Genomic DNA, 8,428 nt, shown 5'->3' with positions numbered 1-8,428 from the left:
ACCCGGAGGTCGTTGGTTCAAATCCAGCCCCCGCAATTTTGGTCCGTTGGTCTAGTTGGTTTAGGACGCATCCCTGTCACGGATGAGATCACGAGTTCGAGTCTCGTACGGACCGTATGTCTATGTATAAGGTTAGAGAAATCAATTCTCTGCCTTTTTTATTTTAATAATTTATAGAAAAATAAAAAGCTTAGTTATGCAATTGTGAACATAACTAAGCTTTTTGGATCTATATTTTAATTAAAAAACGGTTTTGTAAATTTCATCATAATAACTGTTGTCTGAACCCATACTTGTGAAGTTCTGTAAGGATTTAAAGGATTCACTTTCTTTCCATGCGGTTAAACTTTCAAAGTTTTCCCATGAAGTTAAGAGGACTAATGTCGTAGCCTCGACTTTATTGTCTACCGTTAGTAAATAACCGCCATTCATATCGCTAGGTTCAGTAATAACCTTTTGGAGAGTATTATAAAGTAATTTTTGACGATCACCATTGACTTGAAATGATTGGTAGTAAAACATTCCATTGAGGTTTGCGTCAAGAGTTGAGTCAAGGATAGTTAGTTTAACTGGTGATTCAAAAATGCTATCCTTACCAGAAAGATCAAATAGGGCTAATTTTCTAGTATGCGTGGTAGCTTGCATTAACTTAAAATGACGTTCTGGATATTTATCAATAATCGATTGTAGAATTTGTCGTGAACCAAATGTTAAACTGATTTTTGTTAACATATTAATTCCCTCCTCAGAAGTTAGTAATCAATATCTATTATAGTACACTTTAGTAAAATAATTAAATTAGAACAATACTAATTCTCATTTTGAAAGGATATGATTCTAAAATAATACGAAATGATAAATCGGTTAATAAGTAAGTAATTATTTTCAATTATCGATATTAGTTAAATATTCGTAGTATAAATAAACAAAATTGCTGATTTTTGTTTATTAAATTAGCTTACAAAAAGTTAATAATTTTTGTTATATAGCTTTAATATTAATTAATAAAGTAGTATAATAATAAATGTATTAATGAATGTTCTAGTTAAACTTAATAAGGGAGGCCACTAAAAAATGGTTACATTATACACGTCTCCAAGCTGCACGTCTTGCCGTAAAGCACGTGCCTGGTTAAAAGAACATAATATTGCTTATAAGGAACGAAACATTTTCTCTGAACCATTGTCCTTAAACGAAATCAAGAATATTTTGCGGATGACTGAAGATGGTACTGAAGACATTATTTCAAAGCGGTCTAAAGCTTATCAAAAATTAAATGTGGACCTTAATGACTTATCAATGAAGGATCTTTTTAAGTTAATTAGTGAAAATCCTGGACTATTACGGCGACCCATTATTATTGATGATAAGCGTCTTCAGGTGGGGTATAATGAAGATGAAATTCGTCGTTTCTTACCTCGAAAAGTTCGCGAACTCGAATTAGTAGAAGCACAAGAAAAAGCAAATATGATTTAACTTATAGAATATGGAAAGTGATGAGCTTTCCTTTTTTTATTCTTTTACCCGTGTAACTTTACTTTTAATCGAAAATCCTTACAATAGAAGTAACATCTAGTTTCGCTAAAAGGAGGTGCTGCTCAATGGAAATGGAACGCATTAATGAAAATACTATCCGCGTTTTAGTAGATAATGATGATTTATCTGCCCGTGGAATTACGATTCTAGATTTGTTGGGCGACCATCAACAAATTGAAGACTTCTTTTATAGCATCTTAAAAGAAGTTGATACTGATCACCAATTTCAAAGTAATGATGCTGTTACTTTTCAAGTCATGCCTACTAATGATGGGTTAGAATTGTTTATTAGTAAAAATGATTCTAGCTTTGCTGGCGATGAACAGCATGGATCAGTTAATGACCAGGTGTCTAAATACATTAAACAACATTTAGCTCAAAAAAGAACTGAGAATCAAGACCAGCGACAAACAGTAATTGATGATACAGATGATAAGATTCAGCATAAAAATTGGCAAGTAATTTCTTTTGATTCTTTTGAGGACTTGATTGATTTTGCAAAAATTGCTGAAGATGAAGACATAGCATCGAATCTGTATAAATATGATAAACGATATTATCTAGCAGTTGCTTATCCAGAAGATCTTACTAATAATAGTGATGTTAAGGATCAATTAGCGCTTGCCTACGAATATGGAAATCCAACTGCAACCACAGTTGACTTTTTAGGTGAACATGGGAAAAAGATCATGTCTGTATCAGCCTTGCATTTAATACGTCACTATTTTGCTTAAGCCGTGTTTGAGTTTTTGCTCAACGCGGTTTTTTTCGTGCAAATCTAATTAAAATCCGTATATATATTTATAGGGAGTGGATTAGATGCTAGTTGCAACGAATAAAGATCAATTAGTTTTGGCGGACAATGCTAAAGTGCATCATAAATATTACTGTCCTGGATGCAGACAGCGAGTGATTCTTCGCCGTGGAAAATATAAAATTTCTCATTTTGCTCATCAAAAAGGGAGTGATTGTGGAGCGAGTGAAGGAGAAACTGTAGAACATTTACGAGGAAAGAAACAGATTTATCAGTGGGCATTAAAAAAAGGGTGGCAGCCTAGGTTAGAAGTTTATCTACCTTCAATTGCTCAACGCCCAGATATCTTACTAAAAATTGATGGGCAAAGGGTAGCTATTGAATTCCAATGCAGTCCATTAAGTCTTGAAAGGCTACTGGAAAGAAATAAGGGTTATCAGCAAGAAAAAATAAGAGTTTGGTGGGTATTAGGCTCTCCTTATTTTCGTAAGTTAGGGAATAAGAAGGTTGTTCAGTTTACCCAACTTTATCATAATCAATTTGTCTTATTATTTTGGGATACGAAAGCAAAACGGTTGGTTATAAACCAAAAATATTGGCAATGTTCTTATAGCAAGTTAAAGTTTAATAAAAAACTGATTTTATGTCAGCAAATATCAATGTTGAAATTTATTCAGTATCGTAGTAGAAGTCGTAAAATCAAAGAACTTGCAATAACAGCGTTTAACTTGACGGGGCATGTCTTAGCGGAATGCCCGTTAGTTTGTCACGATCTAACCATAAGCTGGCCAGCAATGAATGAATCAATTATTATTTGGCGGATTGGTGTAATATTAATACTAGAGAAGTTTCCTATATTTTATTCTTGGGAACGTACTTCTTGGAATAAGCTGTTATTTGACATTGGAGGTAAAAATTGGTTGCGTCCTGGATGTATAGATCCTCGTATGATTTGTAATCAGGTTATTAAGCAGTATACATTAGAGTTAATTAGAGTAAGAATAATTGTCAAAATGGATAATTGTTTTGTTTTATATCGACATCCGCAGTGGGTAGATGATCCGCAATTAAAGGTGCAATCAGAGTATAAAAAGAGAGGTGCCTAACATGCAACATACATGTACAACGTTTTTAGCAGGAAAAAGTGCAACAATCGATGGGTCCACTATAATATGTCGGGAAGAAGACTATGGTAATGCATTTGATCCGCAAAGGTTTGCGTTAATTAAGCCGGAAAGACAACCACGGAAATATTGTAGTAAAACAACCGATTTTAAAATTGAATTGCCTATTCCTAAGCTTAAATATACATCAACACCTGATGCAGATGATAAGGATGGTATCTTTGGCGCTGGTGGAATTAATAGTGCTAACGTGGCAATGACTGCTACTGAAACAATTACGACTAATGCACGGATCCTAGCTAATGATCCTTATAATGAATCAACAGGAATTGGCGAGGAAGATTTTGTGACCTTGGTCTTGCCTTATATTAAAAGTGCCCGCGAAGGAGTAGAATCCTTAGGAGCCCTATTAACGAAATATGGAACTTATGAAGCAAATGCAATTGCTTTTAGTGACAAAAATGATGTTTGGTACATGGAAACAATTGGCGGTCATCATTGGGCAGCTATTAGAATTCCAGATAATGCATATGTGATTGCACCTAACCGCTTTAATATCACTCATTTTGATTTTGCTAATCAAAGTACATTGAGTTCACCTGACTTAAAACAGTGGATTGACGAAAACAACTTGAATCCTGATGAGGAAGGGTATAATTTACGCCATATTTGTGGAAGCGAAACGGTAACGGATACCGTTTATAATAATCCGCGCGCTTGGTATGTCCAACAACAGCTAGGCACAGTGAATGATGACCCGCAGAATAATGATTTGCCATTTATTTGCTATTCAAATGAGAAAATAACTATTGCAAAAATAAAGAAACTGATGAGCTCACATTATCAAGGGACTGAATATGACCCTTATCATTTAACAAATAGGGATGCTCCGTTTCGTTCAATAGCATTAAATAGAAATTTAGAACTTCATATTTTACAGATCCGAAATAATGTATCACCAGATATTGCCGGAGTTCATTGGTTAGCGTTTGGACCAAATACTTTTAATGCAGTGGTTCCTTTTTATGCCAATGTTGATGATACGCCAGCAGCCTATCGTGATACGAGCACAGAATATTCGCTTGATGGTATGTATTGGCTTACTCATACAATTGCTGCACTTGGCGATCAAAACTATCGACAAGCGCAAAGTTTAGAAGAAAAATTTGAGTTAGAAGTTATGGCAAAAACGTTAAATATTCAACATAAAGCAGACAGAAAAATAACTGCTTGTGATGATATTAGTGCTTATTTGACGATGATTAATAATCAAATGGCAGAAATTGCAATGACGGAAGGAAGAAAGTTATTAGGATCTTTAGTAAAGTTGACGTTTAACTTGGAACATTTGCAATTTTAATATGCAAAAAAGCCTCTACCATGCATAAATGGCAGAGACCTTTTTAGTTATTATTGTTTAATACTCGTAATTTTGGTGGACGATATTGGGAAACAAAATCATTTAAAGATGAAGCATGGTCCAATTTGCCGCTTTTAAAAGCATTAATTAGAGTATCATAGTCAAAATTTGGAATCATTAGGCCGTAATCAGAATCATCAGTATTAAAAACAATAGCAGTGGCGGTTTCCGATACACCTAAATCACTGGCTATTTTTTGATCCTGACGAAATGCCTGCTTTGCAAGTTGACTATGCCGATCTTCAAAGAACATTTCAAGGTCAAGACTTGAATTATGGGCAATTTTGCTAATTAATTCATCATTATAATCCAAACCATGTTTAATAAGTGCCGATTGCAACAGTAATAAATAGTGGCGGCCACGTTTACGTCCTTGAAAAAGAGCAGCCTTATAGTCTAGTATTACTTGGTTAAGGGTTCTTGATACTTGTTGTCGAATAGCAAGGTCATGGGGATTTAGATGATAGTATTTAATGGTGTTATCGATCGTCTTCATATTGAACAGTGGTACAAATTGATAATTAATCTTTGTATTTAAATTGCGATCGATTTTTAACACGTCTTTTTCACATCGCAAGCAACGCATTCCTAATGGATTCACAAAAAGATGAAGTTCGAGCATAATTACCCCTCCGATCATTTGTATACTCAAAATCCTAATCCTGTGAACATAATTATTTTTGCAAATATCGAACAATTTGTAAAGAATTTAGTTTTGGGGCAAAATGCAGAGTTATTATCAGAAGTGTGCTAAAATATACGGAGATTTAACAGGAGGCTGAACTATGATTGAAGATTGGCAGCACTTTTTATTGCCATATCAACAGGCCGTAAACGAATTAAAGGTCAAATTACGTGGGATGAGAAAACAATTCCAGGACCAAAACCAGCATTCACCAATTGAATTTGTAACTGGACGGGTAAAACCAGTAGATAGTATTAAAGAAAAAATGGTCAGAAGGCACGTCCAAGAAGAGCGTTTAGAACAAGATATGCAAGATATTGCTGGTTTACGGATTATGTGTCAATTTGTAGAAGACATTTATAAGGTTGTGGATTTGCTACGGCAGCGAAGTGATATGACAATTTTGGAGGAACGGGATTACGTAACTAATGTTAAGCCGAGCGGGTATCGTTCCTACCATATAGTGATTGAATATCCTGTCCAACTAGTTACAGGAGAAAAAAGAATCTTAGCAGAAATTCAAGTTCGAACTTTGGCAATGAACTTTTGGGCGACAGTTGAGCACTCACTAAATTATAAATATCAAGGTGAGTTTCCAGAAGAATTATCCGCACGGTTACAACGAGCTGCAGAGGCGGCCTTTAAGCTTGATAACGAAATGTCGGAGATTAGGGAAGAAATAAAAGAAGCACAGACTTTATTTTCTAATCGAAAGTCAGGAAGCTCGATTAATAATAAAGACGAATTAAAGGAGTAGGCTATGAGGATCGGAATATATAATAATGAAACCGCTGAATCCCAGCGAGTAACAAAATTATTAAAGGCAGAGATGAAACGATCAGGATTGACTTATGTAGAGGAAGATCCTGATGTTGTTGTAACAATTGGTGGGGATGGAACACTATTGTCTGCTTTTCATCATTACCAAAAGGAACTCAATAAGATTCGTTTTGTTGGAATTCATACTGGTCACCTAGGCTTTTATACAGATTGGCGTAGCTTTGAAATTGATGATTTAGTTGATAGTTTAGTTAATGATAGTGGGCAGTCTGTCTCTTATCCATTACTTGATATGAAAGCGACCTATTCTGATGGGCAAATGGAAAATTATGTTGCACTTAATGAGTCAACAATTCGTAATATAACCCGTACAATGGTATGTGATGTATTTATTAATAACCATCTTTTTGAAAATTTCCGGGGAGATGGGTTGTGTATATCAACGCCAACAGGATCAACTGCATATAATAAATCAGTTGGCGGTGCGATTATGGATCCTAATAGCATTGGTTTTCAATTGGCAGAAATGGCTTCACTAAACAACCGCGTATTTAGAACACTAGGCTCACCGATTATTTTTGGAGCTAACACTGAACTAATCTTACGTTTAAGGGATGAAAATGGGCATGTTCTTACGTGCGACCGTGATCAGTGGATGCTCAAAAGCGAGAAAGAAAGATACCTTACAGAGTTATCTTATAGTGTTTCCAAGCAACGGATTAATTTTGCACAGTATCGGCATAATGATTTCTGGAGCCGCGTAAAGGATTCATTTATCGGTGGCGTACATTAATGGAATTTAGTTGGATATATGATCACAAAACGCCGCGAAAATTACGGTCCGCATTAAAAATGTATGGTGTCTCTTCTTCACTGTTAAAAGTAGCTATTTATCATGGTGGAAAGATGCAGATTAATGGGGAGGATAAATGGGCAATTGATATGGTAAATTATCATGATAAGGTAACCCTGATCCTCCCACCAGAAGTTTCTAATGATAATGTTGATATTAGTCCAGCCCCAATAGATATAATTTATGAAGATCGTGACTTTCTAATCATGAATAAGCCAGCTGGGGTTGCAACGGTTCCTGCTCATAATGTTTCGGTTGCTGATAGTCTTGTGAACCGTGTTAAAGGATATTACAGTCGGCAGAATTTTGAGAACCAGGTGACTCATGTAGCAACACGATTAGATCGCGATACAAGCGGGTTAGTAGTCTTTCCCAAGCACCGATTTGCACATGCAGCATTAGATGAACAACTAAAGAAACATTTGGTAAAGAAAAATTACGTGGCGCTGATTGAGGGGAAAGTACCGGCCCAGCATGGATATATTGATGCCCCGATTCAACGCGACCCAGATTCATTTGTGAAGAGAATGGTTGGTCGGGCAGGAAAAGCATCTGTTACAGAATATTGGTGTCAAGAAAGCAATACACAGGCAAGCCTTGTAAAAATTAGGCTACATACAGGAAGAACGCACCAGATTAGAGTACATTTTGCCAGCCTAGGATTACCATTAATAGGGGATAAAATGTATGGAAATTGTTCCAATATAATTCCGAGACAGGCCCTTCACTGTTACTGGTTGAGCTTTTATAGTCCTTTTAAGAAAACGAATATTACGGTGACTGCACCCTTACCGGACGATTTTCAAGCAGCAAGGGACTATTATTTCTCCAAGGTAGAGTAGGGAACAAGCCGTTCTCAAAAAAGTCAGGTTTATCTTCGTGAGCTGTTGGTTTTTATAAAATTCAAATAGGTTTTCAGGGTTTACTTTGTTGAATACTGGAACCTATTTTTTATTGGCCTGACTAGCCTATTATTTAGATAAAAGAATCTGTGAACTTTTTAAACAAAAAGTTTGAAAAGATGTTGAAAAGAGTAAGAAATTTAGATATAATTTAGTTCCTGTTGTTGATAAGATATGATTAAATGATCATTACATGACTATATTTCTTACTTAGGTTAGCAACCTTTTTAGTAAAAAATTCAAAATAGTTATTGATATCTGATTGATGACATGGTATATTAATAAAGTTGCTGATTGAGTTATCGATCAGAAGGAATTGAAAATTAATTAAAATTTCTTCTTGACAAGTTAAATTGATATATGATATAATAAAT

At 35.2% G+C, this 8,428-nt stretch carries 9 protein-coding genes and 1 tRNA gene; 8 read left to right on the top strand and 2 right to left on the bottom strand.

Features of this window, described 5'->3' with window-relative positions:
- The first annotated feature begins 40 nt into the window (after nucleotides 1–40).
- A tRNA-Asp gene (locus tag H5S41_RS00235) sits at nucleotides 41–115 on the top strand.
- 125 nt (nucleotides 116–240) lie between these two features.
- Here the strand turns inward: H5S41_RS00235 and H5S41_RS00230 are convergent.
- Nucleotides 241–732 carry a hypothetical protein gene (locus H5S41_RS00230; protein WP_182601473.1) on the bottom strand — a complete coding sequence of 164 codons (492 nt, stop codon included), beginning with the start codon at nucleotides 730–732 and terminating at the stop codon, nucleotides 241–243.
- Nucleotides 733–1,074: 342 nt separating this feature from the next.
- Here H5S41_RS00230 and spxA point away from each other — a divergent pair, with 342 nt between their 5' ends.
- The 4 genes from spxA (at nucleotide 1,075) to H5S41_RS00210 (ending at nucleotide 4,774) form a co-directional block, all read left to right on the top strand.
- On the top strand, nucleotides 1,075–1,476 hold the full coding sequence (gene spxA / locus H5S41_RS00225) for a transcriptional regulator SpxA (protein ID WP_153711009.1): 402 nt from the start codon (nucleotides 1,075–1,077) through the stop codon (nucleotides 1,474–1,476).
- A 125-nt stretch (nucleotides 1,477–1,601) separates the two neighbouring features.
- A complete protein-coding gene (locus H5S41_RS00220) occupies nucleotides 1,602–2,270 on the top strand; it encodes an adaptor protein MecA (RefSeq protein WP_182597566.1) in 669 nt (222 codons plus the stop codon).
- Nucleotides 2,271–2,355: 85 nt separating this feature from the next.
- On the top strand, nucleotides 2,356–3,396 hold the full coding sequence (locus H5S41_RS00215; RefSeq protein WP_182601471.1) for a competence protein CoiA: 1,041 nt from the start codon (nucleotides 2,356–2,358) through the stop codon (nucleotides 3,394–3,396).
- Nucleotide 3,397: 1 nt separating this feature from the next.
- Nucleotides 3,398–4,774, top strand: coding sequence for a C69 family dipeptidase (locus tag H5S41_RS00210; protein WP_182601468.1), 1,377 nt, complete (start codon nucleotides 3,398–3,400; stop codon nucleotides 4,772–4,774).
- Between the two features lie 43 nt (nucleotides 4,775–4,817).
- Here H5S41_RS00210 and H5S41_RS00205 read toward each other — a convergent pair whose 3' ends face one another.
- On the bottom strand, nucleotides 4,818–5,456 hold the full coding sequence (locus H5S41_RS00205; protein ID WP_182601466.1) for a DsbA family protein: 639 nt from the start codon (nucleotides 5,454–5,456) through the stop codon (nucleotides 4,818–4,820).
- 163 nt (nucleotides 5,457–5,619) lie between these two features.
- On the opposite strand from H5S41_RS00205, the gene yjbM reads away from it, so the two are divergent.
- From yjbM to H5S41_RS00190, 3 genes are read left to right on the top strand one after another with little or no spacing between them, the layout of a single operon-like run.
- The gene (gene yjbM, locus H5S41_RS00200; protein ID WP_153711004.1) at nucleotides 5,620–6,276 is read left to right on the top strand and encodes a GTP diphosphokinase; all 657 of its coding nucleotides are present in this window, start codon (nucleotides 5,620–5,622) and stop codon (nucleotides 6,274–6,276) included.
- Between the two features lie 3 nt (nucleotides 6,277–6,279).
- Complete coding sequence (locus H5S41_RS00195) at nucleotides 6,280–7,092, top strand: NAD kinase (protein WP_182597562.1); 813 nt, start codon at nucleotides 6,280–6,282, stop codon at nucleotides 7,090–7,092.
- On the top strand, nucleotides 7,092–7,994 hold the full coding sequence (locus tag H5S41_RS00190; protein WP_182601464.1) for an RluA family pseudouridine synthase: 903 nt from the start codon (nucleotides 7,092–7,094) through the stop codon (nucleotides 7,992–7,994). The genes H5S41_RS00195 and H5S41_RS00190 overlap by 1 nt, the downstream gene beginning before the upstream one ends.
- The last annotated feature ends 434 nt before the right edge of the window (nucleotides 7,995–8,428 follow it).

Source organism: Limosilactobacillus albertensis (assembly GCF_014145555.1).
In the GTDB taxonomy this organism is placed as follows: domain Bacteria; phylum Bacillota; class Bacilli; order Lactobacillales; family Lactobacillaceae; genus Limosilactobacillus; species Limosilactobacillus albertensis.
The sequence above is the reverse complement of the archived record's forward strand: the minus strand, read 5'-3'. Positions and strand labels throughout refer to the sequence as shown.

Excerpts from the sequence above, each read along its gene's own strand:
- H5S41_RS00230 (WP_182601473.1), bottom strand. The coding sequence starts at position 732 with ATGTTAACAAAAATCAGTTTAACATTTGGTTCACGACAAATTCTACAA.
- spxA (WP_153711009.1), top strand. The coding sequence starts at position 1,075 with ATGGTTACATTATACACGTCTCCAAGCTGCACGTCTTGCCGTAAAGCA.
- H5S41_RS00220 (WP_182597566.1), top strand. The coding sequence starts at position 1,602 with ATGGAAATGGAACGCATTAATGAAAATACTATCCGCGTTTTAGTAGAT.
- H5S41_RS00215 (WP_182601471.1), top strand. The coding sequence starts at position 2,356 with ATGCTAGTTGCAACGAATAAAGATCAATTAGTTTTGGCGGACAATGCT.
- H5S41_RS00210 (WP_182601468.1), top strand. The coding sequence starts at position 3,398 with ATGCAACATACATGTACAACGTTTTTAGCAGGAAAAAGTGCAACAATC.
- H5S41_RS00205 (WP_182601466.1), bottom strand. The coding sequence starts at position 5,456 with ATGCTCGAACTTCATCTTTTTGTGAATCCATTAGGAATGCGTTGCTTG.
- yjbM (WP_153711004.1), top strand. The coding sequence starts at position 5,620 with ATGATTGAAGATTGGCAGCACTTTTTATTGCCATATCAACAGGCCGTA.
- H5S41_RS00195 (WP_182597562.1), top strand. The coding sequence starts at position 6,280 with ATGAGGATCGGAATATATAATAATGAAACCGCTGAATCCCAGCGAGTA.
- H5S41_RS00190 (WP_182601464.1), top strand. The coding sequence starts at position 7,092 with ATGGAATTTAGTTGGATATATGATCACAAAACGCCGCGAAAATTACGG.